General features: G+C 68.4%; 27 protein-coding genes. 6 read left to right on the forward strand and 21 right to left on the reverse strand.

The window, feature by feature from the left end; all coding sequences use genetic code 11:
• Positions 1 to 10 precede the first annotated feature (10 nt).
• Both VMT65_RS20465 and VMT65_RS20470 read right to left on the reverse strand, forming a co-directional pair.
• Positions 11 to 919, reverse strand: a complete 909-nt coding sequence (locus VMT65_RS20465; protein ID WP_326309910.1) for an acetaldehyde dehydrogenase (acetylating) — start codon at positions 917 to 919, stop codon at positions 11 to 13.
• Between the two features lie 28 nt (positions 920 to 947).
• Positions 948 to 1733: a 2-keto-4-pentenoate hydratase gene (locus VMT65_RS20470; RefSeq protein ID WP_326309911.1), complete on the reverse strand. Its 786-nt coding sequence runs from the start codon at positions 1731 to 1733 to the stop codon at positions 948 to 950.
• Between the two features lie 143 nt (positions 1734 to 1876).
• Here VMT65_RS20470 and kstD point away from each other — a divergent pair, with 143 nt between their 5' ends.
• Both kstD and VMT65_RS20480 read left to right on the forward strand, forming a co-directional pair.
• The gene (kstD, locus tag VMT65_RS20475) at positions 1877 to 3592 is read left to right on the forward strand and encodes a 3-oxosteroid 1-dehydrogenase (protein ID WP_326309912.1); all 1716 of its coding nucleotides are present in this window, start codon (positions 1877 to 1879) and stop codon (positions 3590 to 3592) included.
• Positions 3593 to 3863: 271 nt separating this feature from the next.
• On the forward strand, positions 3864 to 4724 hold the full coding sequence (locus VMT65_RS20480) for a MaoC family dehydratase (protein ID WP_326309913.1): 861 nt from the start codon (positions 3864 to 3866) through the stop codon (positions 4722 to 4724).
• Positions 4725 to 4753: 29 nt separating this feature from the next.
• On the opposite strand, the gene VMT65_RS20485 is transcribed toward VMT65_RS20480, so the two are convergent.
• The gene (locus VMT65_RS20485; RefSeq protein ID WP_326309914.1) at positions 4754 to 5002 is read right to left on the reverse strand and encodes a DUF433 domain-containing protein; all 249 of its coding nucleotides are present in this window, start codon (positions 5000 to 5002) and stop codon (positions 4754 to 4756) included.
• Positions 5003 to 5129: 127 nt separating this feature from the next.
• Here VMT65_RS20485 and VMT65_RS20490 point away from each other — a divergent pair, with 127 nt between their 5' ends.
• Positions 5130 to 5369, forward strand: a complete 240-nt coding sequence (locus VMT65_RS20490; protein ID WP_326309915.1) for a glutaredoxin family protein — start codon at positions 5130 to 5132, stop codon at positions 5367 to 5369.
• A 6-nt stretch (positions 5370 to 5375) separates the two neighbouring features.
• Here the strand turns inward: VMT65_RS20490 and VMT65_RS20495 are convergent, their stop codons facing one another.
• Positions 5376 to 6410 (reverse strand): AraC family transcriptional regulator, encoded by a 1035-nt coding sequence (locus VMT65_RS20495; RefSeq protein WP_326309916.1) that lies wholly within the window; start codon positions 6408 to 6410, stop codon positions 5376 to 5378.
• 194 nt (positions 6411 to 6604) lie between these two features.
• Here VMT65_RS20495 and VMT65_RS20500 point away from each other — a divergent pair, with 194 nt between their 5' ends.
• A complete protein-coding gene (locus VMT65_RS20500) occupies positions 6605 to 6952 on the forward strand; it encodes a hypothetical protein (RefSeq protein ID WP_326309917.1) in 348 nt (115 codons plus the stop codon).
• A gap of 39 nt (positions 6953 to 6991) precedes the next feature.
• Here the strand turns inward: VMT65_RS20500 and VMT65_RS20505 are convergent, their stop codons facing one another.
• The 9 genes from VMT65_RS20505 to zapE form a co-directional block, all read right to left on the reverse strand.
• The gene (locus VMT65_RS20505; RefSeq protein ID WP_326309918.1) at positions 6992 to 7537 is read right to left on the reverse strand and encodes an RNA 2'-phosphotransferase; all 546 of its coding nucleotides are present in this window, start codon (positions 7535 to 7537) and stop codon (positions 6992 to 6994) included.
• On the reverse strand, positions 7537 to 7968 hold the full coding sequence (locus VMT65_RS20510; RefSeq protein ID WP_326309919.1) for a hypothetical protein: 432 nt from the start codon (positions 7966 to 7968) through the stop codon (positions 7537 to 7539). The genes VMT65_RS20505 and VMT65_RS20510 overlap by 1 nt, the downstream gene beginning before the upstream one ends.
• Positions 7965 to 9239, reverse strand: coding sequence for a DUF58 domain-containing protein (locus tag VMT65_RS20515; protein ID WP_326309920.1), 1275 nt, complete (start codon positions 9237 to 9239; stop codon positions 7965 to 7967). Before VMT65_RS20515 ends, VMT65_RS20510 begins: the two co-directional genes overlap by 4 nt.
• A gap of 7 nt (positions 9240 to 9246) precedes the next feature.
• Positions 9247 to 10209 carry an AAA family ATPase gene (locus tag VMT65_RS20520; RefSeq protein WP_326309921.1) on the reverse strand — a complete coding sequence of 321 codons (963 nt, stop codon included), beginning with the start codon at positions 10207 to 10209 and terminating at the stop codon, positions 9247 to 9249.
• A gap of 20 nt (positions 10210 to 10229) precedes the next feature.
• Positions 10230 to 10733, reverse strand: coding sequence for a hypothetical protein (locus VMT65_RS20525; protein ID WP_326309922.1), 504 nt, complete (start codon positions 10731 to 10733; stop codon positions 10230 to 10232).
• Between the two features lie 49 nt (positions 10734 to 10782).
• Positions 10783 to 11721: a DUF4129 domain-containing protein gene (locus VMT65_RS20530; RefSeq protein WP_326309923.1), complete on the reverse strand. Its 939-nt coding sequence runs from the start codon at positions 11719 to 11721 to the stop codon at positions 10783 to 10785.
• Between the two features lie 322 nt (positions 11722 to 12043).
• Positions 12044 to 13495 (reverse strand): UDP-glucose dehydrogenase family protein, encoded by a 1452-nt coding sequence (locus VMT65_RS20535; protein ID WP_326309924.1) that lies wholly within the window; start codon positions 13493 to 13495, stop codon positions 12044 to 12046.
• Positions 13495 to 14643, reverse strand: a complete 1149-nt coding sequence (locus VMT65_RS20540) for a glycosyltransferase family 4 protein (RefSeq protein WP_326310318.1) — start codon at positions 14641 to 14643, stop codon at positions 13495 to 13497. Before VMT65_RS20540 ends, VMT65_RS20535 begins: the two co-directional genes overlap by 1 nt.
• Before the next feature lie 221 nt (positions 14644 to 14864).
• Positions 14865 to 15833: a cell division protein ZapE gene (zapE, locus tag VMT65_RS20545; RefSeq protein WP_326309925.1), complete on the reverse strand. Its 969-nt coding sequence runs from the start codon at positions 15831 to 15833 to the stop codon at positions 14865 to 14867.
• Positions 15834 to 15910: 77 nt separating this feature from the next.
• Here zapE and VMT65_RS20550 point away from each other — a divergent pair, with 77 nt between their 5' ends.
• Entirely contained in the window at positions 15911 to 16498 is a 588-nt protein-coding gene (locus tag VMT65_RS20550) for a TetR/AcrR family transcriptional regulator (protein ID WP_326309926.1), read from the forward strand.
• Here the strand turns inward: VMT65_RS20550 and VMT65_RS20555 are convergent.
• Entirely contained in the window at positions 16491 to 16814 is a 324-nt protein-coding gene (locus VMT65_RS20555; protein ID WP_326309927.1) for a hypothetical protein, read from the reverse strand. The genes VMT65_RS20550 and VMT65_RS20555 overlap by 8 nt on opposite strands.
• Positions 16815 to 16938: 124 nt before the next feature.
• On the opposite strand from VMT65_RS20555, the gene VMT65_RS20560 reads away from it, so the two are divergent.
• The gene (locus VMT65_RS20560) at positions 16939 to 17943 is read left to right on the forward strand and encodes an LLM class flavin-dependent oxidoreductase (RefSeq protein WP_326309928.1); all 1005 of its coding nucleotides are present in this window, start codon (positions 16939 to 16941) and stop codon (positions 17941 to 17943) included.
• Here VMT65_RS20560 and VMT65_RS20565 read toward each other — a convergent pair.
• The 7 genes from VMT65_RS20565 to VMT65_RS20595 all read right to left on the reverse strand — a co-directional run bounded on the left by VMT65_RS20565 (position 17862) and on the right by VMT65_RS20595 (position 25822).
• Positions 17862 to 18707: a helix-turn-helix domain-containing protein gene (locus tag VMT65_RS20565; RefSeq protein ID WP_326309929.1), complete on the reverse strand. Its 846-nt coding sequence runs from the start codon at positions 18705 to 18707 to the stop codon at positions 17862 to 17864. The genes VMT65_RS20560 and VMT65_RS20565 overlap by 82 nt on opposite strands.
• 87 nt (positions 18708 to 18794) lie before the next feature.
• Entirely contained in the window at positions 18795 to 19970 is a 1176-nt protein-coding gene (locus tag VMT65_RS20570) for a lipid-transfer protein (RefSeq protein ID WP_326309930.1), read from the reverse strand.
• Positions 19967 to 20386 (reverse strand): MaoC family dehydratase, encoded by a 420-nt coding sequence (locus VMT65_RS20575; RefSeq protein WP_326309931.1) that lies wholly within the window; start codon positions 20384 to 20386, stop codon positions 19967 to 19969. The genes VMT65_RS20570 and VMT65_RS20575 overlap by 4 nt, the downstream gene beginning before the upstream one ends.
• A 41-nt stretch (positions 20387 to 20427) precedes the next feature.
• Positions 20428 to 21393: a bifunctional MaoC family dehydratase N-terminal/OB-fold nucleic acid binding domain-containing protein gene (locus tag VMT65_RS20580; protein ID WP_326309932.1), complete on the reverse strand. Its 966-nt coding sequence runs from the start codon at positions 21391 to 21393 to the stop codon at positions 20428 to 20430.
• 15 nt (positions 21394 to 21408) lie between these two features.
• On the reverse strand, positions 21409 to 22578 hold the full coding sequence (locus VMT65_RS20585) for an acyl-CoA dehydrogenase family protein (protein ID WP_326309933.1): 1170 nt from the start codon (positions 22576 to 22578) through the stop codon (positions 21409 to 21411).
• Positions 22563 to 23621 (reverse strand): acyl-CoA dehydrogenase family protein, encoded by a 1059-nt coding sequence (locus VMT65_RS20590; protein ID WP_326309934.1) that lies wholly within the window; start codon positions 23619 to 23621, stop codon positions 22563 to 22565. Before VMT65_RS20590 ends, VMT65_RS20585 begins: the two co-directional genes overlap by 16 nt.
• A 26-nt stretch (positions 23622 to 23647) precedes the next feature.
• Positions 23648 to 25822 (reverse strand): acyl-CoA dehydrogenase, encoded by a 2175-nt coding sequence (locus VMT65_RS20595; protein WP_326309935.1) that lies wholly within the window; start codon positions 25820 to 25822, stop codon positions 23648 to 23650.
• Positions 25823 to 25926: the final 104 nt, after the last annotated feature.

Raw genomic sequence — 25926 nt, forward strand, 5'->3', positions numbered from 1 at the left:
TCGGAACTCCTTACACCCGAGCCGAGAGGATCTGATCGGCCAGCACAGTGCCCACCTGGGTGGCGGCCGCGGTCATGATGTCGAGATTGCCCGAGTACGGCGGCAGGAAGTCGCCCGCGCCCTCGACCTCCACGAAGATCGAAACCTTCGCCATGCCACCGGAAATCACCGACGGCTCGTCGAACTGCGGCTCGTTGAGCAGCCGGTAGCCGGGCACGTACTCCTGAATGGCCTTCTCCATCCGGTGCACCGACTCGGTGATGGCGTCGTGGTCGGCGTCCTCGGGAATCGCGCAGAAGATGGTGTCGCGCATGATCATCGGCGGCTCGGCCGGGTTCAGGATGATGATCGCCTTGCCGCGCTTGGCCCCACCGATGGTCTCGACACCGGCCGAGGTGGTCTTGGTGAACTCGTCGATGTTCGCGCGGGTACCGGGACCGGCCGACACGGACGACACCGACGCCACGATCTCGGCGTACTCCACCGGCACCACGCGAGACACCGCGTGCACCATCGGAATCGTCGCCTGCCCACCGCAGGTGATCATGTTGACGTTCATCTCGTCCCGCAGCGTGTCCAGGTTGACCGGCGGAATCACGGCCGGGCCGACGGCGGCCGGGGTGAGGTCGATGGCGCGAATCCCGGCCTCGGCGTACTTGGGCGCATAGGCCCGGTGCACGTACGCGGAGGTGGCCTCGAACAGCAGGTCCGGCTTCTCCGGCAGGGCCAGCAGCCAGTCCGCGCCCTCGGCGGAGGTCTCCAGGCCCAGCCCGCGCGCCCGCTTCAAACCCTCGGAATCCGGGTCGATGCCGATCATCCAGCGCGGTTCGATCTTGTCCGAACGCAGCAGCTTGTAGAGCAGATCGGTGCTGATATTGCCGGACCCGACGATCGCGGCGGTGACTTTGCTTGCAGTCACGGGGTTCTCCTACTCGTTTCGATCAGGTCTACGCGAAAGCCAAATGGACGGAACCGAGTCCGGCGAACTCGGCGATGAACTCGTCGCCCGGACGGGCGTCGATGGCGCGGGTGCAGGAACCGGGCAGCACGATGTCGCCCGCCTTCAACCGCACGCCGAACGAGGCGACCTTGCGCGCCAGCCAGGCGACGGCGATGGTCGGGTCCCCCAGCACGGCGTCCGAGCGACCCTCCGCGATGACCTCGCCATTGCGGGTCAGCACGGCGTCGATGTTCTTGATATCCAACTGATCCGGCGACACGCGCTGCTTGCCCAGCACGTAACCGGCGGAGGACGCGTTGTCGGCGATGGTGTCGCAGAGCGCGATCTTCCAGTCCTTGATGCGGGTGTCGATGAGCTCGATGGAGGGCGCGTAGGCGACGGTGGCCTTGCGGACGTCCTCCTCGGTGCAGTCCTCCCCGGGCAGATCCGCGCCCAGGATGAAACCGACCTCGACCTCCACGCGCGGGTACAGGTATTTGGCGGTGTCGACCGGAACGTCTTCGAACACTTCCATTTCCGCGAGCAGATGCCCGTAGTCCGGCTCGTCCACGCCCATCATCTGCTGCATGGCCTTGGAGGACAGCCCCACCTTGTGGCCCACGACCTTGGCGCCGCCGTCGAAGCGCTGCCGCATATTGATGAGCTGGATCTCGTAGGCGTCCACCACGTCGATCTCGGGATACCGCGCGACCAGCGGATCGATGGGCACCCGGGTCCGCTCCGCCGCGGCGAGCTCGTCGGCCAGTTCCTTGCGTAGCGCGTCGGTCAGCACGCTGTGTTCCTTCCATCGGGGGTACCGGCCGGTGGCCTTCCGGTAACGAGACTAGAAATTGAAACGAGTTTTTGTGAAGAACGTCGCTTCGGCAGTCCCATCTGCCAGACCAACATAGACCAAACCAGGATTGATTCTATAACGTGTTCTACATGACTGATCGGGATTACGACGTGGTGGTGGTCGGCAGCGGTGCCGCCGGTATGTCCGCCGCCCTCACCGCTGCGCACCACGGTCTGCGCACGGTGCTCATCGAAAAGGCCGCTCATTACGGCGGTTCTACCGCGCGATCGGGCGGTGGCGTCTGGATTCCCGGAAACAAGGTGCTCAAGGCCGCGGGCCGCGGCGACGACCTCGACGAGGCGCGGACCTACCTGTACAGCATCATCGGCGACGTGGTGCCCAAGGAGAAGATCGACACCTACCTCGATCGCGGCGCGGAGGCCTTCGACTTCGTACTCGACCACTCGGCCCTGAAGATGACCTGGGTGCCGGGCTACTCCGACTACTACCCCGAGGCACCGGGCGGCAAGGCGGACGGCCGCAGCTGCGAGCCCAAGCCGTTCAACCTCAAGATCCTCGGCGACGAACGCTTCAAGCTCGAGCCCGCCTACTCCAAGGCGCCGCTGAACGTGGTGGTCATGCAGGCGGATTACAAGAAGCTCAACCTGATTCGCCGCCACCCGAGCGGCATCGCGCGCGTGCTGCGCGTGGGCACCCGCTGGGCGTGGGGCAAGGTCACCGGCAAGGCGCTGGTCGGCATGGGGCAGGCCATTATCGCGGGGCTGCGCAAGGGCCTGCTGGACGCGAATGTGCCGGTGCTGCTGAACACTCCGCTCACCGGACTGGTGATCGAGAACGGCGTGGTCACCGGCGTCGACGCCGAGCAGAACGGCGAGGCGGTCCGCTTCAACGCCCGCTACGGCGTCATCCTGGCCAGCGGCGGCTTCGAGCACAACGCCGATATGCGGCACAAGTACCAGCGCGAGCCCATCACCACCGAGTGGACCACGGGCGCGGCCGCCAATACCGGCGACGGCATTCGGGCGGGCATCGAGGCGGGCGGCGATATCGCGTTCATGGACGACGCCTGGTGGGGGCCGACCACCTTCCGCGGTGAAGGCAAGCCCTGGTTCTGCCTCGCGGAGCGAAACCTGCCCGGCTCCATCATGATCAATACGCAAGGCCGGCGATTCGGTAATGAGTCCGCTCCTTACGTCGAGGCTGTGCACACCATGTACGGCGGCGAATACGGGCAGGGTGAGGGCCCGGGCGAGAACGTGCCGTGCTGGCTGGTCTTCGACCATCGCTACCGGTCCCGCTACATCTTCGCGGGATTGCAGCCTGGCCAGCGGATTCCGTCCCGCTGGATGGAAAACGACCTGATCGTCGTCGCGCCCACGGTGGCCGAATTGGCCGAGAAGATCGGGGTGCCCGCGGACCAGCTGGCGGCCACCATCGAGCGCTTCAACGGGTTCGTCGAGACCGGTAAGGATCTCGACTACAACCGCGGCGACAGCGCCTACGACCGCTACTACGGCGACCCGACCATCAAGCCGAACCCGTGCCTGAACAAGCTCGAGGTCGGGCCGTTCTACGCGGTCAAGATGGTCCCGGGCGATCTGGGCACCAAGGGCGGTCTGGTCACCGACAACGACGCGCGCGTGCTGCGCGAGGACGGGACCGTCATCGAGGGGCTGTACGCGGCGGGCAATACCTCCTCGCCGGTCATGGGCCACACCTACGCCGGGCCCGGCGCGACCATCGGGCCCGCGATCACCTTCGGCTATCTGGCCGCCCTGGACGTCGCCGCGCGCAAGCGCGACGCCGCGAACGTCCCGGCCGAGAAGGCGTCCTGAACCGTCCCAACCCGGTTCAGGATCGGGTTGGGCGCGAGTCGGGTCACGTCGAGTCCGCGCCCAACCCACCCGCATGCCCGCCGTACCGCTCTATCCCGGCGGGCGCGGGGAGCACACAACTGAACGCCCGGACCGCCGCCGAACGCTCTTACCAGCGGCGGGACCGGGATCAGACTTTTTCGGCGCCACCGCTACCCGGTCAGCGGAGCGGGGGCTTGCGAGGCGGCGATCCGCGCCGGAGCATCGGACGCGAGTGACGAGGAGAACCTTCATGCCCATCGATTTGAGTGTCGCGCTCGGCGCGCGGATTCCGGCGCGCGAATTCAGCTGGTCCGCCAGCGATGTGCAGACCTACAACCTGGCCCTCGGCGCGGGCGACCGCTGGACCGACCCGGCCGAGCTGCGCTACCTCGACGACCGCGAGCCCGCCGTGCTGCCCTCCTTCGCGACCGTCGCGCCGTCCTTCCACGAGACGGAGCCGCCCAAGGTGAAGTTCGACGGCATCGACATCGACCTGGCCAAGGTCGTGCACGGCAGCCAGGAGATCATCGTGCACCGGCCGATTCCGGCCTCGGGCAAGGGTTCCATCTCCGGCCGCATCACCGAGATCTGGGACAAGGGCAGCAATGCCGTCGTCTGGCGCGAGGACACCGCCGTCGGCTCCGACGGCGAAACCCTGTGGACCGCACGCTCTTCCATCTTCGCCAAGGGCGAGGGCGGCTTCGGCGGCGAGCGCGGCCCCAGCGCCAAGACCGAACTCCCCGACCGCGCACCGGATTTCGAGGTCCTCACCCCGACCCTGCCCCAGCAGGCCCTGCTGTACCGCATGTGCGGCGACCGCAACCCCCTGCACTCGGATCCCGAATTCGCCCGCAACGCTGGCTTCCCCAACCCGATCCTGCACGGCCTGTGCACCTACGGCCTCGTCCTCAAGGCGGCCACCGACACCGTGCTGGCCTCGGATGTCGCCCGCGTCAAGGGCTTCCGCGCCCGCTTCGCCGGTGTCATGTACCCCGGCGAGACCCTGCGCTCCCGCATCTGGCAGCAGGACGGCGAACTCGTCATCGCCGTGACGGTCGTCGAGCGCGACGACGCCCCCGTCCTGGCCGACGTGGTCCTGACGCACTCGTAACTCAGCGACGCTCCACGATCAGGGAGCTCTCACCGCGGGATACCGGACAGGTTTTCGCGGGGAGAGCTCCCTGATCTCGTTGTGGGGTTGGTCGTGTAGAGGAGGGCGGCTATGAGGTCTTCTCGGGTGAGGGTGGGGCAGTCGGTGAGGAGTTCGGCGGGGGTGATGCCGCTGCGGAGGAGGTCCACTATCAGGGCGACGGGATAGCCGGTGCCCTGGATGACGGGGGCGCCCTGGCAGGTTGCGGGGTCGAGGGTGATGCGGTGGAGGAAGGCCATGGAGGGAAGGGTATGGGCGGGATGTAATCGAACTCTGAGGTAGCGGTTGCCCGGGTCTGTGGGGTGGAGGACCGGGCGGTCGGACTTGTTGGCGGGGCGGTTGCCGGGGTGTGGCAGAGTCGGGCATATGGGCGACATCGTGATGTACGGGGCGGACTGGTGTGGGGACTGCCGACGGGCGAAGGTGTGGTTTCGGGAGAACGGGGTGGCGTTCACCGAAGTGGATGTCGAGCACGATGAGGCCGCTCGGGAGCGGGCCGTCGAGATCGCGGGCGGGCGGAAGAACATTCCGGTGATCGTGCTGCCGGATGGGCGGGTGCTCATCGAGCCGACCAATGCGGAGTTGGCCGCCGCCCTGAAAGGCTGAGGGCCCTCAGACTCGCACCGAGACCCGCCCGCGATTCTCGCGCGCGTACTGGCCGGGCGACTGCCCCTTCCACGCCCGGAACGCGGAGGTGAAGGCGGAGACGCTCGCGTACCCCAGGCGAATCGCGGCCTGTTCCACCGTCATTCCGGCCACCAGCAGTTCCTCCGCGAGCAGACCCACTGTCTCCGTGGACAGTTCACGGAAGGTGGTGCCCTCATCGGCGAGCCGACGGCGCAGGGTGCGTACGCTGACGTCCAATTCGGCCGCTATGCGTGATTGGTCGGCTATGCCGCCGCGGGAGATGAGCAGCTGACGCACCTGGCCGCTGATGCCCTGGCGGCGCTTGCGGCGCTGCATGAGTTCGGCACACTGCTGCTCGTAGAACCGCGCGGTGGCCGTATTCGCCTGGGGCAGTTGCAGATGCTGAATACTGGACGGTCCGGTAACCACCGAGCGCGGGGCATTGAAGACGACCTCCTCGACCCCGAGCATGGCACCGAACATCTCGTAGACCGGATGCGGCGGAAAGGCCACGGCCACCCGGGTGATGGGCGGGCGCATGGGCATGACGTCCTGCTGAATGGTCCAGATGGCCGCCACATCCCGTTCGACCGCGAACCGCCGCACCTCCGGCGGCACCCCGCTGTCGTCGCGCACGATCGACACATCGTCGCCGGTGATGACCAACTGGTGGCGGGCCACGGTGAAGGACAGGTCGGCGTAGCGCAGCGCCAGATCGACCGCGTCGCGCACCGTCGGACAGCTCATGAGCGCGAAGCCGAGCACCCCGAGACTCGGTGGGTGGCACAGCAATCCGGCCATAAGCCCCATACCGGGCTCATCCCCGACTCCGGCCACGACATTGCGCATCAGGGCCAACTCCTGCGCGAGGGTGATCTCGGCGGTGGAGTCCAACAGGTCGCGTTCCCGAATGCCGGTGTCGCGCAAGAGATCGGGCATACCGAGACCGCGAGCCACCGCGAACTCGACGAGAAGTGCCGCGCTGGTGATGGAGCGCAGTTGAGCCTGACCGTCCGTCACATCGAAATGGTCGCAAACTTTCAGCGTGTCGGGGGGCGGAACGAGCGGGGAAGTTGCTGAAAGCGGCCGAAATTCGGTTGTTTCTGACCCAGGACGCGCTGGAGGCGTAACGTCATCGGACATACGGTGAATATCTAGCTAACCAACTGAACAACTAGCTGACTACAACCGATAGACATGGAGAAGGTGAGCCAATGGCCGCCTGGCAAGTGTTCACGGCAACCCTCGCGACGCTCGTGATCATGACGATTGCCATCATGAGCCTGCACCACCCACAACAGGATCCGGACAGACTCTCCGTAGACCGGATCCGCGACCGAATCAACAAGGAGCACAGCGCATCAGCGCTGACGGGCACCGACCCGTCCTCCTGGTCCCACCTCGCCCCCGATCACCCGCTCGGCCTCGCGGAAGCCCACCGCACCATGCAGCAGCACCGCCGCTGCCCGGTAGCGGAATGCGCGCGCAAGGCCGCGGCGTTCCGGGCGCTCATCGACGCGGGCCGCATCAAGCCGACCCGTATGCCACCCGCCCTCCAGTAACCCGGCGGCCGCCGCCCGCCCACGGGTCCGGCCGGACGATCAGAGTCCGGTCAGGTACCCGGGCGGAACGGCGGCCACCAACCAGACCCCGTTGGTGCTGACCCGGAAAACGTGCCCGTCGCGGCTCATGGCCGCGGCATCCACGGTCAGCACCACGGGCTTGCCACGCCGAGACCCCACCTGCACGGCGGTATCCAGATCCGCCGAGAGATGGACGTCGTGGCGGCGCATGGGCCGCAACCCCTCGGCGCGAATTCCGGACAGGGCCGCGGCAACGGTGCCGTGGTAGAGCAGATCGGGCGGTGTACTCGCCCGGTACTCCAGGTCAACGTCGACACTGTGTCCCTGACTCGCCCGAATCCGGGTCCCCGTCGCGTCGAATTCGAAGCGGCGCTTGTTGTTCCGCGCCACCACCTCGTCCAGTTCGGACCGGGTGAGCGCGCGGCCGTGGTTGCCCAGGGCGGCCAGCAGCGCCGAAACCTCCACCCACCCGGCGGAGTCCAGCACGAGGCCGATCTCCGCGGGCGCGTGGCGCAGATGCCTCGACAGTCGCTTCGAGGTCCTGACCAACCGCTGCTCGTCCATCACTCGCGCGCCCGTTCGTCGGCCAGTCCGCGAATCAGCAAGGCGTACAACAGAATCACGGTGAACGGGGCGAGGATCGGCACCCACGTCAGTCCGGCGGGCAGCACGGTGGCGGCCCCGGCGGCGACGGTGAACACCACCGCGCCCGCCACCGACGGCACCGTGGTCGGCACCACGCCCACCGGGGCCGACACCGTGGCCGTATTCAGCAGGTACGTGGTCGCCACCAACCCGATGCCACCGGCGACCAGCGCCCCGGTGCCGACCCAGGCCAGGGCCGCCATGGCCGTGAGTACCGCGAACACCGCGGCCACGCGCCAGCGCCATCCGGCCACGGCCAACGCGACCACCGGTATCGCCGCCCACGGCAGCACGATCGCCACCGCGGCCGCGAGCAGCAGTCCGGACAGAACGGCCAGGAATTTGGTCATCGGCGCACCCGAACCGTGCGGCGATGCTCGGGCAGCAGCTTCATGACCTGATCGAGGCGGGTGCCCTCGGGCCAGGACACGATGTCGACGCCGACGGTGCCCATGTCGCGGTACATGGAGGTCCGCTCGAGCTGCCACATGCGCGCCAGCGTCGAGTCGAGGTCGCCGTGGAAGGGCGGCCCGCGCAGCACGTCGACCACCACCACGACGTGCCCGCGTTTGCGGAGATCGATGAGGGCGAGCGCGAACTGGGTGTCGAGCAGCGTGGAGAAGGCCACCACGACCGCGCCGATGGGTACCGCGGCGTGCGGGGCCAGCGTGCCCCGGGTGAGCAGGTGCTCGTCGCCGACGTCGAGGACGGTGTCCACGATCCGATAGAACTGGCGGCGGCCGATATCCGGGCGCAGCCAGCGCGGATTGCGGCCGAGGCAGACCACGGCGGTGCGGTCACCGGCCTGCAGCGCCGACTGCGCGACCTGCGCCGCACCGCGCACGGACAATTCGAGCGAATCGGTGGCGGGCCCGGGCGCCTGCAGCGAAGTATCCAGCAGCACAACCACATCCGCTGCCCGGTTGGTGAAGCGCTCGGTCACGAAGAGCTGGCCGCGCCGCGCACTCACCGGCCAGTTAACGGTGCGCAGTTGATCACCCGGGGTATAGGCGCGAATGTCGGCGTACTCGACGCCCGGCCCGTGCCTGCGGGTCAGATGTGTGCCCATCCGCTCGGGAAGTTCGGTGCGCGGCAGGCGCATTCGCTGCGGGTCGGTGATCGGATAGACGTACACCTCACCGGCGGGCAGTCGCACCGAGGCGACCGCCAGCCCGGCGGGACTCAGCGCCGTCACCCGCATCGGCACCGGGTACCGCCCCCACCGCGGCGCGGACAGCGCCAGCCGCAATCCGGCCGGTGCGGGCCCGGAGTCCACCGTCTCCTCGACGTGCACCTCCATGCTCCGCATGGGTTCGGGATGCAGCCGCAGCAGCGCGTGCCCGGTCTCCACGAACGCGGCCGCGGTCAGCACCACCTCCTCGGTCTCGAAGCAGCGCAGCACCCCCGCCCCGTCGACCTGAATCCTGGTGCGCGACTGCTGCAGTGGCGCGGTCGCCAGCACCCCGAGCATGGGCGCGGCGAACACCACCAGCTGCCACTTCCCCAACACGATCGCCAACACCAGCGCCGGTGCGGACACCGCGGCGAGCATGAACACCAGTGGCGCTGGCCGCCACCGCAATTCGGCCTCGACGGTGGAGCTGGTATCGCGATGCTTCATACGAACCTCAGGCCGGGGTGGCGCGCGGAACCGGCAGGCGGCGCAGGAGTTCGGCGATGACGTCCTCGCCGCGAATGCGACGCACCCACATCTCGGGGCGCAGGGTGATGCGGTGGGCCATGGCGGGGATGGCCAGGGCCTTCACGTCCTCGGGGACGACATAGTCGCGGCCGTTGAGAAGCGCACGGGCGCGGGCCATTTGGACCAGGTCGAGCTCGGCGCGCGGACTCGCGCCGACCTCGACCTGCGGGTGGCCGCGGGTGGCGGAGGCGAGCGAGACGACGTAGCCGACCACATCGGGGTGCACCGTCACGTATTCGACCGACTGCCGCATTTCCAGCAGTCCGTCGGCGTCGACGACCTGCGCGATCTGGGCCGGTTGCGATCCGCGTTCCAGGCGACGGCGGATCATGTTCATCTCGTCGTTCTCCGACAGGTAGCCCAGCCGCAGCTGCATGGCGAAGCGGTCCAGCTGGGCCTCGGGCAGCGGGTAGGTGCCCTCGTACTCGATCGGGTTGTCGGTGGCGAAGACGATGAAAGGTTCGGGCAGCGGGAAGGTTTCGCCGTCGATGGAGACCTGCCCCTCGGCCATGGCCTCCAGCAGGGCGGCCTGGGTCTTGGGCGGGGTGCGGTTGACCTCGTCGGCGAGCAGCATATTGGTGAACACCGGGCCGCGCCGGAAACTGAAACGGCCCGAATGCATGTCGTAGATGGTGGAGCCGATGAGGTCGGCGGGCAACAGATCCGGGGTGAACTGCACGCGCGTGAAGTTCAATCCGAGCGCCGAGGCGAACGAGCGCGCGATGAGGGTCTTACCCAGCCCGGGCAGGTCCTCGATCAGGATGTGGCCGCCGGACAGCACCGCGATCATGATCAGCTGCAGTTCGTCCCGCTTGCCGACCACCACCCTGGCTACTTCGCGCAGCACGGCGTCGGTGCGCTTGATGGTCACGTCCATCGGTGATGTCATCGCATGTCTCGCATCTCATCTCACATGTTCTGTAACCGGCGCAGAATCTCGTCGAGCGCCGCGCGCCCGGGCGCCCGATTGGCCTGATCGCGCAGCGCCGAATTGGCCGGGTCCACCCAGCGCCACAGCTCGGGCCCGAACTGCAGCCGCCCCGCCGCCTCGAGCGCCCGCCGGTTCTTGGCCATGCGGTGTCCGCTGGTCAGCTCGAATTCCTTGGCCAGCAGCGGCCGCAGGTGCCGATCCCAGTCGGCGCGCGTGCCCTCGGACCGATCGGCCAGCATCTGGGCGCGCGCCTGCCAGCGGCGCAGCATCTCGGCCGGGCCGTTGTCGATGTCGTTGTCGTCCGGTTCGGGCGGTGCGAGTCGGCGCGCCCGATCCACCAGCGACCACACCAGCAGCCCGAGCGCCCCCGCCACCGGAATCCCGGTGACGGCCAGCAGCGCCTCGCGCTGATCGCCGAAGCAGACCATCTCGAACAGCGCGGCCAAGGCCAGCGCGCCCACCACGATCGCGATTCGATTCATGGCCGACCCCCCGTCCGGTGCCACGGGATCCGCACTGCGACAAGGCTGTTCATGCCGCCTGCCCCTGCAGATCAGCCAATACGATACGCAGCAGCTGCTCGGCCCGCATCCGCTGCCACTCCAGCATGGAGTGCGGACTGAACCGGGCCTCCTCGAACAGTGCCACCAGTTCCCGCGCCGACGCGTCGTGCAGGAAGCCGCGATCGAAGGCGCGCGCCAGCACTTCCGAGGGCGTGTCCGAGGCCAGCGGCGCGACCTCGCGCGCCGTCGCCAGACCGCGTTCCATGGCGACGTAGCAGGCGATGATGGCCGTGCGCGGATCCTGTCCGGGCGCGATCATGGCCGCCAGACCCATTTCCGCCACCTTGGCCAGTGACACCGCCTCGGCGGGCGTGGCCTGGGGCAGCGGCGTGCGCTGCAGCGAGGGCGTCCGATTCGAACTCACCGCCACCACGATCAACCCGACCATGGCGATCGCCACCAGCACGCCCGCCGCGATGCCGACCAGCAGCAGCGCGGTACCCGACAGCGGCGGGGAAGACACCGTATCCGACGGCGGGGCAACGGTTTCCGGTGGTACCGCGGTCCCGGTGGGCGCGGCGGTCGGGCGCTCGCCCACCTCGCTCTGCCGCGCGGGGGTCACCAGGTACACCGACACCACCGCGGTGACGATCAGCGCCAGAGCGGCGATTCCGGCCAGCACCAGCAGCCCGATCCGGCGCAATCCCGGTCCGCGCAGGGCGTTCTCGCGATCGGGTTCGGGCATGGCCAGCGGCAGCCGGTGCTGACTGTTGATCACCCCCGCCACCAGAATCACCATCGACACCAGCAACAGCACGGGCATCAGGGCCAGCGAGACGGCCGAGGACGGATGGGGTGCGGCGGGTCCGCCGGTCCCCGGCAGGTATCCGCGCAGTGCGACGACAGCCAGCATGACGAGCCCGATCAATGCGATCGCGCGCGCTGCCACCGTCCCCACCCCAGTCACGAACACTCCTAACCAGAGTCCAGCCGAAAACAGGGCAATGGTTACATGCCGAGTGGTCCGTCAGGACCAAAATCGAGAACCCGGACTCACATACCCGAACCACATAAATCCCCCACCAGCACCCCGACCCTCAACACCCCCGAAAACCCAGGTCACCCCGCCCAATTCATCCCATGCCCGAGATCACCGCGCAACCCCACTTATCACCATCTCCGCACGATTGCCCTCCCGCCCGAACCAGGACATGAGGCGCTTCCGGAGGCGAACACGCCGACTTCCCGCGCCGCCGGCTCCCTGATCCTGTTCCGGGCGTTCGCCGGTCTCACGCCGTGCGGCGCACCCGGGCCCGCAGTCGCGTCAGCGGCGACGGTGCGGCCAACTCCCGCGCCACGACGGTCGGTGCGGGATGCTGGGTTACGGCCGGAGCGCCCACGCGCCCGGCCGCGGTGCGCGGCTCCACCAGCCGCCCCATCGCCCGGAAATCCCATCCGGCCGCCAGCCACGGCTCCGGGTCCAGGGTGTTCCGCGCGTCGACGATGACCCGTCCGCGAGCCACCGTGCGCAGGAAAACCGGGTCCAGTTCCCGGAATTCGCGCCATTCGGTCAGATGCAGCACCACGTCCGCCTCGTGCAGCGCCGCCGCCGCGGTGGCCGCGAACACCAGCTCCGGTGCCACGTTCCGGGCCGGAATCGTTGCGGCGGGGTCGAATACGGTGACATCCACGCCGGCGGCACGCAGTCGCCGCGCCACATCCAAGGCCGGTGAATCGCGGACGTCATCGGACAGCGGCTTGAAGGCCGCGCCCAGGATGCCGACCCGACCCGAAGGCCGTCGCCCGCCCCCGAGCAGCGCCAGCGTCTCCGCCACCACCCGCTCGCGCCGCCGCACATTGATCGCGTCGATGTCCCGCAGGAACTCCACCGACTCCCCCGCCCCGAGCTCGGTGGCCCGGGCGATCAAGGCCCGCACGTCCTTCGGCAGACACCCGCCGCCGTACCCCAGCCCGGCCCCGAGGAATTTGCGCCCGATCCGATCGTCGTGCCCGAGCGCATCGGCCAGCAGCGTCACATCGGCGCCGGTGAGATCGCACAGCTCGGCCATGGCGTTGATGAACGAGATCTTGGTCGCCAGAAAGGCGTTCGCCGACACCTTGATCAGCTCGGCGGTCGGCATATTGGTGATCACCACCGGCGATCCGGCCGCGATCGGCGTCGCGTACACCTGCCGCAGCGCCCATTCCGCGTCCGGCGTGGTCACCCCGAACACCAGCCGATTCGGGTGCAGCGTGTCGTACACCGCGTGCCCCTCGCGCAGGAACTCCGGGTTCCACGCCAGATCGACCGAAATCCCTTCCGGCGCGAGCTCGGCGATGCGCGCGGTGAGCGCCTCGGCGGTGCCGACCGGCACCGTGGACTTGCCGACGATCAGACAGTTGCGCGTCAGATGCGGCACCAGCCCGTCCAGCGCCGAGTACAGCTGCGACAGATCCGCGGCCCCGTTCACCCCGGGAGGCGTTCCGACACAAAGGAAATGGACGTCCGCGAATTCGGCCGCCTCGACCAGCGAGGTCCCGAACCGCAAACGCCCGCCCGCGACGTGCCCGGCCAGCAGCTCCGGCAGTCCGGGCTCGTGGAAGGGCACCTTCCCCATGGACAGCGCCGCGGCCTTGGCCGGATTGTTGTCCACGCCGAGCACGTCGAAGCCGAGTTCGGCCATGCCCGCGGCATGGGTGGCACCCAGGTATCCGGTGCCGATGACGGAGATGCGGAGCATCAGGATGCCTCCTTGGTGGCCGGGATCTCGCAGTGCGGCGAATCCGGTTGCCGGCGTTCCGCGATCACCTCGCGGTAGTGGCGAATGAGCAGGTCGTTGACCGCCGCCCAGGATCGGTCGCGCACGCTGCGCACGGCGGCGGCCGCGGTCTGCTCATGCAGCGCCGGATCCGCGAGCAGGCGGCGCACCAGGCCGGTCATGGCCTCGCCGTCGCCGGGCGGGTAGAGGAATCCGGCGCCGGGCGTGATCACGTCGAGGGGCCCGCCCGCCTTGGGCGCGACCACGGGCACCCCGGAGGCGAGCGCCTCCTGGGCGGCCTGGCAATAGGTTTCGTGACGACCGGTGTGCACGAAGACATCCAGCGAGGCGTAGGCCGCCGCGAGCTCCTCACCGTGCAGGACGCCGAGGAATTCGGCCTCCGGCAACAGCTTTCGCAGCCGCTTCTCCTCGGGCCCGCCGCCCACGATGATCAGCTTCGCGCCGTCGAGCACGCGCAGGTGCGCGAGCAACTCGAGCTCCTTCTCCGGAGCGAGTCGCCCGATGTAGCCGATCAGTGCTTCACCGTTGGGGGCCAGGCGCTTTCGCAGCTCGTCCGAGCGCCGGAAGGGTCCGAACTGCTGCAGATCGACCCCGCGCGGCCACCGCCCCAGCCCGGGGACGCCCATCAGCTCGAGCTGGCGCAGGCTGGCGGTGGAGGGCGCGAGGGTGCGATCCACGCGCAGGTGGATGCGCCGGGTCAACGCGGTCATGGCGCGGACGCCGCCGGGCAGGTCGTAGCGCAGGGCGAAACCCACCAGATCGGTCTGATAGATGGCCACGGTCGGCACCCCGAGCTCGTTCGCGACCTTGGCCGCCTGATAGCCGAGGGTCGCCGGGGAGGCGATGTGCACGACGTCGGGCTGGAATTCGCGCATGATCTTGCGCAGCCGCCGCCGCGTCTCAAGGCCGATTCGGAAGTCCCGATAGAACGGCAGCCGCGCGCCGCGCACCACGTGCACGCGGAAGCCCGCGTACTTCTCGGGTCCGGTGGGCGCGACCAGGGTGGCCTCGTGGCCCTTGGCGGCAAGGTGATCGAGCACCCGCCGTACGGAGTTGGTGACGCCGTTGACCTGGGGAAGGAAGGACTCGGCGACCACCAACACCCGCAGGCGGGCGGTGTTCCGGCTATGGGGGCTACTCGGTAGGCTGGGTTTCCGCGGCGCGGAATCCCTTGCCTGCTCGCGGATTCGCATCGGTCCCCTCCGGTTCGGTGCAGCTCCTGACGCCACGGTAGGAAGCGGCCCGCAACGCAAGACCCCCTGCGCATAGACGGCAGTTGAACCGTGCCTGTCGATCAAGTCGGCCAGTTCACCGGGTTTTCGCCGAACGGCTATCGCGCCTCGAGATTGGCCGGTTCCGACAGCTCACCGAGCCTGCTGAGGGTGCGGTAGAGATCGGGAACCCGCCGGATCTCGCCACCCAACTCGGCCAATGGCACCTCGGCGTAGATCGACAGTTCCAGATCGGCGTCGTAGAGCACGTCGACCAGATTCACGAAGCGCATGACCCAGTCCGGCGGGACCGTGCCCATGGGCGGCACGCCGCACACCGTCCAGCGGTGGATGTCCCGGGTGAGGGCGAGGAAGTCGGCCGCCGAGACCGGGATTCCGCACAGCTCGGCGAAATCGACGGTCAGTTCGCCGTTCTCGCGGGCCCGCGCGCGCAGGAGCCGATGCGCGACGGGGATCTCCACGGCACCGCTCACCTCGCACGAGCCGACCAGGTACCGCCCGGCCGCGAATCCGGTGTGCCGTCCGCCCAGCGAGCGGTAGTCGATCGGCCCGTTCACCGACACCACCTCGAGCTGTTCGAGGATCCGGTCGATGGTCGGCACGAACATGGCGTGCAGGTACGGGTTCGGCAACAGTCCCTCCGGCGGGTAGTTCGAGGTCACCACCAGCGTGATGCGCCGGGCGAAAAGGGTGTCCAGCAGCCGGGAGACGAGCCGCGCGTCACCCGAGTCGTGCACGTGGAATTCGTCGAAGCAGAGCAGGTCCACGCCGGTCAGCAGGGCGTCCACCGAGGCGTCGATGGTGCCGTACTCGTGAATGCCCGCGTTCAGGCGCGCGAAGAAGGCGTGAAAGTGATAGCGGCGCTTGCGATCCGAGGGCACCGCGTCGAAGAAGCGGTTCATGAGCATGGTCTTGCCGCGCCCCGGGCCGCCGTACAGGTACAGCCCGCGCGGACCCGTGCGCCCGATCGCGAATCGCGACCGTTTGCCGATCCGCTCGGCAATGGCGGCCAGCCGGTCGGCGGCGATCCGCTGGTCGGCGTCGAGCACGATCTCGGGAGTTTCCATGACCCCTCCTCCATCCTCTACTTCTGTAGAGCATCCTCTATAGTTGTAGAGGATCGGGCGGCCGCAGAGGAGCAAAGGTGACCACTTCCACATCCGACCGGCGCGGTCTCATCGTGGACAGCGCCATCGATCTCATTGCCGCCCAAGGACTTCGGTCGCTCACCCACCGCGCCCTGGACACCGCGCTGGAGTTGCCCGCCGGATCGACGTCGTATTACTTCCGCACCAGGCGGGCCCTGATCGAGGGCATGGTGGATCGCATCGCGACCCGTTCGCGCACCGATTTCGCGGCGCGGCCGCCGGAAATGGACGAGCGGGACCCGGACCGGCTCGCGCACGGGATCGCGGGGTGGCTGGATCGTCTACTGGCGCAACGGCGCAACGATCTGATCGCGCGGCACGCACTCATCATCGAATTGCTCGGCGATGCCGAACTACACGCGAAACTCGTGGGCTGCCTATTCTCGCATCGGCACGCCACGGGACTGTTCGAAACCCTCGGCGCGACCGAACCGGCCACGGCCGCGGCCGATTTCATCGCGGTCATCGAGGGCCTGATCTTCGACCGGTTCGCCGGTGCCCGCGTCGCTCTCGCGCCGGGCACCGCGCAGAGCGTGCGGCAACTGGCGGCCGTGCTGGCCGTTCAGCTGCGTGCAGCTATTTGATCTCCTGCCGATACCGGACATCCCAGAAGCGCATGTTCGGCCAGGGCGGGGACTTGACCACCGCCAGGGTTCCGAGGGTCGCCGCGATCAGCCCGGTGGTCACCCCGATGATCGCGATCCGTGAGGCATCCACGGCCGCTTCCCATTTGACCTCACCGCCATGGATGACGAACACCCCGATCGGGCGCGAACCCCGCCAGGGATTCACCGCCGCGACGGTGATGATCGTGGTCCCGTCGGGCGTCTGCAGCGGTTCCCCGTACACCAGCGTGCTCCCCATCGCCGGCAGTTCGTTCAGCCGATCTCGCAAGGTCATCGCGTCCCCTTTCCCCACAAAGGCATTGCGCCCCAATCTACGCCGCGACCCGCGACCGTGGCCCAATCGCGAGCGGCCGCAAACCCTCCGGAATAAGTGGACACTATGCCCGGTTAACTCGGGCATGATCCCTTCCGACAAGATCGGCATTGTCTTCGGCAGCCTGACCCCGCCCGAGCAGCTCACCGCGGGCGCGGCCCTGGCCGAGCGCCTCGGCCTCGGCGAACTCTGGTTCTCCGAGGACTGCTTCTTCACCGGCGGCCTGTCCGGCCTCACCCAACTCCTGTCCGCGACCCGCGAGATTCCCGTCGGGCTCGGCCTGGCCAGCATCGCGACCCGGCATCCGGCGGTCCTGGCCATGGAATTCGCGGGCCTCGCGCGCACCTATCCGGGCCGCGTGCGCGCGGGCATCGGACTGGGTGGTCGCGGCTGGCTCGAGCAGATGGGACTGCTGCCCCGGCGACCGCTGACCGCCCTCGCCGAGACCACCGACATCCTGCGCGAACTGCTCGCCGGCGCGACGGTCGACCGCGAGACCGACACCCATACCCTGTCCGGCATCCAGCTGAGCTTCCCGCCCGCCACACCGCCGGAACTGTGGATCGGCGCGGTCAACGAGCGCGGTCTGCGGCTGGCGGGCGAAAAGGCCGACGGCGTCCTACTTTCCGTGCTCGCCGGTCCCGCCTATGTGCGGTGGGTGCGCGAACTGCTGCCGCGGCACGCCCCCATCACCGCCTTCGTCCTGACCGCCATCGACGAGGATGAGCGGGTCGCGCGGGACGCGGTGCGCGCGGCCGTCGCCATGTTCCTGCGGGCCGAATCGGCATCGGCCCTGGTCGGAAAGTCACCGTACGCCAAGGAAATCCGCACCGCCGTGGCCGAACTCGCGCCCTCCGAACAACTCCCGGTGCCCGACGCCTGGATCGACGAGTTCGCGGTGGCCGGAACGCCCGCCCAGGTCCGCACCCGCCTCACCGCCCTACTGGACGCCGGGGCGAACTCGCTCGGCCTGTGGCTCTTCCCGCCCGAGCACCTCGATGATCAACTTCACCGCCTGGCCTCGGAGGTTCTCACGTCGAGCGCGGCGGCCAGCGCCCGCTCCGACGCGCTGCCCGGCGCGGCGGAGTAGGTCACGATCGCGCGCACCCCGGGATCGGCCGGGACATCCAGCAATTCGTAATCCACGTGCAGTTCGCCGACGAGCGGGTGACGCAAGACGTAGCGACCGTGCTGAAAGTCGCTGACCTCGTGCGTCTCCCAGAACTCCCGGAATTCCGGACTGCGCTCGGTCATCTCGCACAAGAGCTCCCGCAGCTCCGGGTCGTCGGGCCGATGACTCGCGCGCAGCCGCATATCGGCGGCGGTATGCCCGGCGATCATCGGCCAACTGTCGGCGGTCAGGGCACGGATACCCGGATCGAAGAAGATCAGATTCAGCCAGGTGCGTTCCCGCTCGGCCAATTCCGCGAAGTCGATACCGAACAGGGCCACCGCCGCGGCGTTCCAGCCCAGAATGTCGGTGCGGTGGCCGACGATATAGGCGGGCGTGCGGGTCATGGAGTCGAGCAGCTGTTGCAGCCCCGGCCGCAGCGGCTCGTCCGGCCGCGGGAGCGAACGCGGCGGCTTGGCCAGGTTGTGCAAATGCCGCTGCTCGTCCGCACTCAGCCGCAGGGCGGTGGCAATGGCGTCGATGATGCCTTCCGACACCGCCTCGGCCCGACCCTGTTCCAGCCGCACGTAGTATTCGACGCTCACCCCGGCCAGATGCGCGACCTCCTCGCGCCGCAACCCGGGCACCCGCCGCCGCCCCCACACGGGCAAGCCGATGTCCTCGGGTCGCAATCGCGACCGTCGCGATCGAAGAAACTCGCCCATTTCAGACCTGTCGGACACCAGGTCGATTCTATGGAAACCGAGCGGTTTCCATATCGGGCAAGACCCGGACAAATTACCGATATCCGTCCGGGCCCGCAGCCCCGTTCAGTGGGTGGTGAGCACCAGACCCGAGGTCGGCACGCCGGTTCCGGCGGTGACCACGATGTTCTCCAGCCCCTCCACCTGATTCACGGAGGTGCCGCGGATTTGGCGCACGCCCTCGGCAATCCCGTTCATGCCGTGGATGTAGGCCTCGCCCAGTTGGCCGCCGTGGGTGTTGAGGGGGAGGCGGCCGCCGAGTTCGATGGCGCCGTCGGCGATGAAGTCCTTGGCCTCGCCGCGACCGCAGAAGCCGAGCTCCTCGAGCTGCATGAGCACGAACGGGGTGAAGTGGTCGTAGAGGATTCCGGCCTGCATATCCTGCGGCCGCAGCCCGGACTGCGCCCACAGCTGGTCGCCGACCAGGCCCATTTCCGGCAGGCCGGTCATGGCGTCGCGGTAGTAGCTGGTCATGACGTACTGGTCGGCTCCGGAACCCTGTGCGGCACCGGCGATCAGCGCGGGCTTGTTGGGTAGATCCTTGGCCCGCTCGGCACTGGTGACGACGATCGCCACGCCACCGTCGGTCTCCTGGCAGCAGTCCAGCAGGTGCAGCGGCTCCGCGATCCAGCGCGAGGCCTGATGCTCCTCGAGGGTGATCGGCTTGCCGTAGAAGTGCGCCGCCGGATTCACCGCCGCGTGCTTGCGGTCGGCGACGGCCACCCGGCCGAAATCCGCACTGCGCGCGCCGTATACGTGCATGTAGCGCCGCGCCACCATGGCCACCTGCGCGGCCGGGGTACCCAGGCCGTGCGTGTAGGAGAACGCGTTGTCCACGCCCGAGGAGCTGGGGTTGCCGGTCGCGAGGTGAGTCGCGAACTGCCCGAAGCGGTTTCCGGAGCGCTCGTTGAAGGCTCGGTACGCCACCACGACATCGGCGATACCGGTCGCCACCGCCATGGCGGCGTGCTGCACGGTCGCGGCGGCCGCGCCACCGCCGAAGGGGATATTGCTGAAGAACTTCAGGGACGGGATCCCGGTGGCGCGCGCCACGGCGGCCTGGGTATTGGTGTCCATGGTGAAGGTCGTCAGACCGTCCACGTCGGCGGGCGTGAGACCCGCGTCGGCGAGGGCGGCGGTGACGGCCTCGGCGGCCAGCCGCAGCTCACTGCGGCCGGAGTCCTTGCTGAAGTCGGTCGCTCCGATGCCGACGATCGCCGCCTTGCGGCTCAGCTCGCTCACTTCGACTCCTCCAGGGAGATAACGGCTTTGGCCGTGATGTGGTCGCCCAGCGAATCCTTGCCCACCACGTCGATGGTCACGTCCGCACCGTCCACTGCGGAGACCGTACCGGTCAGGGTCAGGGTGTCACCCGCGTACAGCGGCACGCCCAGGCGCAGCGCGATGGACTTCACGCGAGCCGTCGGGCCCGCCCAATCCGTCACGAACCGCTGCACCAGACCGGTGTCGGTGAGGATATTGACGAAGATGTCCTTGGACCCGCGCTCGACCGCCTTGTCGCGGTCGTGGTGCACGTCCTGGAAGTCACGGGTGGCCAGCGCCGTCGAGATGATGAAGGTGGCGTCAGCGTGAATCACCAACTCCGGCAACGTGGTTCCGACCTCGACGGTCGAGAGTTCGACGGGCCCACCCGTCACCCCACCACCGCCCCTGATGGAATCGCTCCGCGATGCTGTCGTCATTTCACGGCCTTCCAGTAGGGCACGGTGTTGTCGTCGTCGAGCTTCAGGAAGCCCACCTCGACGGGCAGGCCGACCTCGACGTCGGCCGGGTCGATGCCGGTCAGCTCACCGAGCATGCGGACGCCTTCCTCCAGTTCGACCAGGGCGATCACGTACGGCAGCTGCCGTCCAGGCACGCGCGGCGCGTGATGCACGACGAAGCTGAAAACGGTGCCCTTACCGGAGGCCACGACGTAATCGCTCTGCTCGCTGTGGCGCTTCCAGATCGCCGGAACCGGCGGATGCTGGAGCGAGCCGTCGGGCCGCCGCTGAATGCGCAGCTCGCCGAGTTTCACTCCGTCCCAGAAGAACTCGGTGTCCTTGGAGACCGTCGGACGCACCCGCTTGGCCAGATCCTCGGCGGACACCTCGCCGGATTCCTTGGGAGCGGCCGTCTTTCCGGTGCCCGGCACAAACTTCAGCATGCGGAACTTCATCTCGGTGACCAGCTCGTCACCCACGTACCAGTTGGTGAGGTAGGTGGTGAACCAGCCGTCGCCCAGTCCGGTCTTCTTGGGCCCCACGATGTCACCGACGCTGGTGCGCACCGTCACCTGCTCGCCGAGCTCGAGGTAGCGGTGGTAGACCTGCTCGCAATTGGTGGCGACCACCGAGGTGAACCCGGCCGCGTCGAACAGCTCGTTGGTCCGCGTCATGGGGTCGTCGTCGGCGCGAATCCCGCCCAGCCCCAGCATGGTCCACACCTGTGCCATGGCGGGCGGGGCCACGATGCCGGGATGCCCGGCGGCCTTGGCGGCGGCCTCGTCCACGTAGATCGGGTTGGTGTCGCCCAGGGCCTCGACCCAGTTGTTGATCATGGGCTGATTGATCGGATCCCGCCCCGCGCGCGGCGCGGACTCGCCGTCGGCCTTGATCTTCTCCAGGCCCTCGCGGATCTCGTCGGCCGTGAAACTCTTTGTCACGCTCGGTATCTCCTACTATCGCGGCACACGCGGGAGCCGCAGGCCCATCTGGGCGATCAGTTCACGCATGACCTCGTTCACGCCACCGCCGAAGGTCACCACCAGGTTCTGCTTGGTGCGCTTGTCCAGCCACACCAGCAGTTCCGCGGTGGCCGGGTCGGCCGGATCGCCGAAGCGGCCCACGATCTCCTCGGCCAGGCGGCCCGCCTCCTGCAGCGCCTCGGTGGAGAACACCTTGGTGGCGGAGGCGTCGGCGATCACATCGCGCGGATCGGCATCGGCGCGTTCCATATTCGAGGCGACCTGCCAGTTCAGCAGTTCGTTCAGCCGGGTCATGGCGTGCAGGCGGCCCAGCGTGCGGCGCACATCGGCCTCACCGAGCACACCCTGCTTCTGCGCCCACTCGCGCACGGCCTCGTAGAGCTGCTCGATCTTGCCCGACGGTCCCAGGCTCACCCGCTCGTGATTGAGCTGGGTGGTGATCAGCTTCCAGCCGCCGTTCTCCTCACCGACCATCATGTTCGCGGGGACGCGGACATTGTCGAAGTAGGTGGCGTTGGTGTGGTGCGCGCCGTCGGCGGTGATGATCGGGGTCCAGGAGTAGCCTGGATCCTTGGTGTCCACGATGAGGATGGTGATGGCCCGGTGCCGCGCCTCGACCGGTCCGGTGCGCACCGCCAACCAGATGTAGTCGGCCTCGTGCGCGCCGGTGGTGAAGATCTTCTGCCCGTTGACGATCCAGTCGCCATTGGCGTCGCGCACCGCGGAGGTGCGCAGCGCGGCGAGATCGGTGCCCGCGTCCGGCTCGGAGTAGCCGATGGCGAAATGCACGTCGCCGGTGAGGATTCCGGGCAGGAACTTCCGCTTCTGCTCCTCGGTGCCGTAGGACTGCAGCGCCGGGCCGACGGTCAGCAGCGTCACCAGGGGCACGGGCACATCGGCCCGGACCGCCTCGTTGTAGAAGATCTGCTGTTCCAGCGGCCCGAAGCCCTGCCCGCCGTACTCCTTGGGCCAGCCGACACCGAGCTTGCCGTCGCGGCCCATGCGCTTGACCACCGCCCGGTAGGCGTCGCCGTGGCGGTTCACCTTCATCTCGGCCTCCTCCTCGGGAGTCACGAGACCGGTGAAATACGAACGCAATTCGTCGCGCAGCTGCCGCTGCTCCGCGGTCAGTTCGATGAACATCTGGCTCCCAAACGGTCCAGCCGGAACGATTCGCCGCCGAGCCAGCGCGCGATGTCCTTGGCCTGTGAGTAGTAGCGGTGCAGCGGATGGGTGATGTCGACGCCCAGACCACCGTGCAGGTGGTGACACTTCTGCATGGCCGCGGGCAGTTCCGAGGCCACCGAGTACGCCAGCACGTCCAGGTCGTCGTCGATCCGCTCGGTGTCCGGCTCCTCCTGGGCCAGCGCCCAGGCGGCCGAACAGGCGGCCACGTGCAGGGTCCGCGACACCACGTAGACATCCGCGATCTGCTGTGCGACAGCCTGGAATTCGGCCAGCGCGCGACCGAACTGCTGGCGGGTCCGCACATGCTCGGCGGTCAGCGCGACCACGCCCTTCAGCAGCCCGTCGGCCACCGCGCCGAGGCTGGCCAGCGCGTAGCGGTGCAGCTCGGTCAGACCGTCGGGCAGCAGCTGCTCGGCCGGGATCTCCACCTGGTCGAAGCGGAGCGAGAACTCCGGCACGCCATCGGAAGTCGGGTTCGCGGTGCGGGTGATGCCCGCGGCGTCGCCGTCCACCACGGCGATGCCGTTGTCGGTGGGCACCAGAATCCAGCGCGCGGTCTCGGCGTAGGGCACCGCCACCTTGTGGCCGCTGATCCGCACGACGGTGCCGTCGGAGACCGCGGTGGTCTCCGGCTTCACGGTGAACGGCGAACCGGTCTCGTGCAGCGCCGCGGTCAGCACCGCGCCCTGCGCCACGGCCGGAAACAGCTTCTCCGCCAAGGCATCCGGCACCCCGATCGCTTTCAGCGGCAGCACGCCGAAGCCCAGCGTGGCCAGGGCGGGCACCTGCGCGGCGTCGGTGGCCAGCTCGGTGAGCATGGCCGAGACCTCGAGCAGGCCCATATCGTCGCCGCCGAATTTCTCCGGCAGCGGCACGGCCAGCAAACCGCTGTCCGAAATGACCGGCCACAGCGCGATATCGCGCGCGCTTTCACGTTCCAGCAAACTTACGACAACCTCGGCGACAGCGTCCTGGCTCTCGTCCCTGGTGAAGTCCAATTCCATGCTCCCGGTTGAGGTGTGGGTTAGCCGTGCGACTCGCGTGGCAACCCGAGGATCCGTTCACCGGCGACGGTCAACAGAATCTGCTCGGTCCCGCCAGCAATCGACAAACAGCGTGTGAGCAGGAATTCTTTCACCACATCGGTTTCCAGAGCGCCCGCCGCACCGGACAATTCGACGGCAAATTCGGCCACCGCCTGCCGGTGTCGGACACCGACCAACTTGCGAACGCTACTCTGCGCGGCGGGGTCCCCGCCGGTCAGCAGCTTCTGTGCCGCACGGGCTTCCAGCAAGGTTCCAGCAACAGATTCTGAAATGAGCGCGCCCAAGCGGTCCGCCACCACTTCCGCACCCGGACCCGAGGTCGGGGCGGCCGCGATCATGGCCTCGAGCTCGTCGCCGATTCCCTTGCCGCCCATGGCGACTCGTTCGGCCGACAGCGTCGAGCGCGCGATCTTCCAGCCATTGCCCAACTCGCCGACCAAGCATTCGTCCGGAACGAACACGTCATCGAGGAACACCTCGTTGAAGCGCGCCTCACCGGTGATCTCCACCAGCGGACGAATATCGAGTCCGGGACTCTTCATATCGACCAGGAAGTAGCTGATGCCCTTGTGCTTCGGCGCGGACGCGTCGGTGCGGGCCAGGCAGATGCCCCATGTCGCCCGGTCCGCCAGCGAGGTCCACACCTTCTGGCCGCGCAGCTTCCAGCCGCCCTCGACCCGCTCGGCCACCGTGCGCAGCGACGCGAGGTCGGAACCCGCGCCCGGCTCGGAGAAGAGCTGACACCAGATGACCTCGCCGGTCAGCGTCGGCATGGCGAAACGCTCGATCTGCTCGGGCGTACCCCACTGCAGCAGCGTCGGGATGGCCCAGTTGGCAATCACGATGTCCGGCAACTCGATACCGGCCTGGCGGATCTGATCCTCGATCTGGGTGCGCAGGATCGGACCGGCCCCGCGGCCGTAGGGTGCGGGCCAGTGCGAGGCCAGCAGTCCCGCCTCGGCCAGCGCCACGCGCTGCTCGGCCTGCGGCAGCGCCGCGATCTTGGCCAGGTCGGCCGCCAGCACCGCCGCCTCGGCGGCATCCAAACCCGCTGCCTCCCAGGCCGATCCGGCCTCGTCGTCACCCAGGTCGATGCTGACCGTGCGGCGCACGCCCGCCAGCGTCAGCTCGGCGACCCGGGCGCGCCAGCGCGCCGAACCGCCCAGCAGCTGCCGCAGCGCGGTGGCCCGGCGCAGGTACAGGTGCGCGTCGTGCTCCCAGGTGAAACCGATGCCACCGAGAATCTGAATGCAGTCCTTGGCATTCTCGACCGCCGCGTCCAGCGCGACGGCCAGTGCGACGGCCGCGGCCAAGCGCAATTCCGCGCTGCCGGAATCCACCGCGGCGGCGGCATCGGCGGCCACCGCGCGAATCTGCTCGGCCCGGCACAGCATCCACGCGCAAAGATGTTTGATCGCTTGGAATTCGCCGATCTTGCGGCCGAATTGTTCACGCACCTTGGCATATTCGGTGGCGGTCTCGAGGCACCAGCCCGCGATGCCCGCGGCCTCCGCCGCGACCAGCGTGGCCGCCACGTCGAGCACCGAAAAGTCCGGCTCGAAAAGACGATCCGCGGCCACGGCCACCTCGGTGCAGACGACCTTGGCCAGCGGCACGCTCTGATCGAGTGCGGGCAACGGCTCCACCCGCAACCCGGCGGCGTCGGCGTCGATCAGGGCCCACAGGTGCCGGTCGCCGTCACGCACCGGGACCAGCACCGCGGTCCCCGGCGCGGCACCGGGAACCGAGTCCCACTCACCGGACACCGTGACTACGGATTCGGACACCGAGGCCCCGGATTCGCCCGCAGATATCGCGATTTCGCCCCCGAGCGCGACGCCGCATGGCGTAATCTCGTCGAGCGCCTCGCCGGTGACCAGACCCGCCAGAGCCGTCGAGAGCACCGGTCCGCCGACCAGGTCGTGTGCCGCCTGCTCCACCAGAACGGCCAGATCCCCGACGGTCCCACCCGCGCCCCCGGCCTCTTCCGGCACCGCGACCCGGAATATCCCGAGTTCGGCCAGGCGCGGCCAGTATTCGCGCCAGAATTCCGGTGTGCCCGAACGCAGTGTTGCAATTGGGCGCACCGCGGCAGCCCATCCACGCATCGACTCCTGAACGGCTTTATGCTCGTCAGTGGTGGCTATGGTCACACTCCATACCGCCTTTCCGGCGTGACTTCAGCTCCTAGAACATGTTCTAATGTTCGAGCCGGGCTGAAGTCAAGCGCCGTCCGGTCGCGGTACGAACTCGTGTG

Source organism: Nocardia sp. CDC153 (genome assembly GCF_035818515.1).
In the GTDB taxonomy this organism is placed as follows: domain Bacteria; phylum Actinomycetota; class Actinomycetes; order Mycobacteriales; family Mycobacteriaceae; genus Nocardia.